This window comes from Ralstonia sp. TCR112 (assembly GCF_007997035.1).
GTDB classification, from domain to species: Bacteria; Pseudomonadota; Gammaproteobacteria; order Burkholderiales; family Burkholderiaceae; genus Ralstonia; species Ralstonia edaphi.
Genome location: NZ_VOSS01000120.1, coordinates 1 through 1,520 on the forward strand (window position 1 = coordinate 1; position 1,520 = coordinate 1,520).

The 1,520-nt window shown below is 61.6% G+C and carries 1 protein-coding gene and 1 pseudogene; both read left to right on the forward strand.

The window, feature by feature from the left end:
* The first annotated feature begins 352 nt into the window (after positions 1–352).
* Positions 353–943: a Crp/Fnr family transcriptional regulator gene (locus FUT88_RS23270; RefSeq protein ID WP_147218766.1), complete on the forward strand. Its 591-nt coding sequence runs from the start codon at positions 353–355 to the stop codon at positions 941–943.
* Between the two features lie 103 nt (positions 944–1,046).
* Positions 1,047–1,450: pseudogene (locus FUT88_RS23275) on the forward strand (VOC family protein).
* Positions 1,451–1,520 lie beyond the last annotated feature (70 nt).

Sequence of the window (1,520 nt, forward strand, 5' to 3'; positions counted from 1 at the left end):
GCGACCCACTCCTTGAATTTCTGTAACCGGGCGGGGAAGGAGGCAAACTCGCTTCGCTCAGACAGGCCTCCTTCCTTTTTCCGCCCGCTTACAGAAATTCAAGGCGCCATCTAGGGCAGGAACTTCAACGGCCAAACCGGCGTGGTTTGGGCGTTTGCGTGGGCTCAAGCGTGGGTGGTGAGCGGGCGGTTCGCTTCGCTCCCTGCTTGGGGGCGCTGGACGGTTCGTATGTGGTGTTGCTTTCCCTGGCTGGGTGGCAGCCGACCCTTCTGGTACAAATGCGGGGCGAGCTTTGGCCCTGCTGCGTTTCTCTCCAGGGCGGTTCGCTTTGCCCAGCCAGGAGAGTGATCGAGTGGATACCGAAGCGTTCTTCAGGAAGGTCCGGACCTATGCGGAAATCTCGGAGGCGGCGGAGCGGGCGTGGGCTGCTCTGCTTCAACCGCGGCAGTACCGGAAGGACGAGTCGCTTGTCGTGGCGGGGGACGTGCCGACGCGGTTCGCTTTTGTTCTGGAGGGCCTGTTCTTCCAGCACTATGTCGGGCCGGAGGGCGACATGGTCATCAAGTACTTCTTTCCGGAGGGCCGGATTGCCGGGTCGGTCAGTGCGACGCTGCTTGGCAAACCGAGCCAATTTACGATCACCGCCATCGAAGACTGCAGCGTCCTCGAGTACGAATTTGCGGCGTTTCGGTCGTTGATGGCGCGCTTCCCGGATATCGCGGCGTTCTACATCCATTACATGGAGCGCCACTGGATCATCGAGAAAGAGCCAGTCGAGATCGCCTTCCGCCACGACAGCGCGATGAAGCGCTATCGCAACTTCATCAGCAGCGAGCCCGATCTGCACAGGCGCCTGAAGCAGCACCACATCGCCGCCTGGCTGGGCATCACCCCGGAAAGCCTCAGTCGCCTGCGCAAGGCGATCGCCTTGGGTGTGGGATAGGCCGGATGGCGTCTTACCAATAGTCAATGCGCCAAGAAGGTTCGCGCCCGTATCGTTCGGTCAGGCAAGCGCAGTGCTCGCCCCCAACCCAAGGAGACCTGTCATGACCAAGTCGATCTTCATCAACCTGCCGGTCGCAGACCTGCCGAAATCCAAAGCTTTTTACGAAGCCCTCGGCTTCACGAACAACCCCCAATTCAGCGATGACACGGCCGCCTGCATGGTCTGGAGCGAGTCGATCTTCGTGATGCTCCTCACGCACGCAAAGTGGCAAACGTTCACCACCCGCCCCCTCCCGCAAAGCGATCGAGCGAAGTGATGCTCGCCCTGACCTGCAACAGCAAAGACGCCGTCGACCAGATGAACGATGCCGCCGTGAAATGCGGTGGCACGGCCGACATCAACCCGAAGCAGGACCTGGGATTCATGTACGGCCGCGCCCTGGCCGACCTGGACGGCCACATCTGGGAAGCCATCTGGATGGATCCCGCCGCCATCGGTTCGTGACGCCAAGCGCCAAGGCACGACAGACACATCGCCACGCCCGGCCCACCGCTGGTGTGGCCGTTGACGTTCC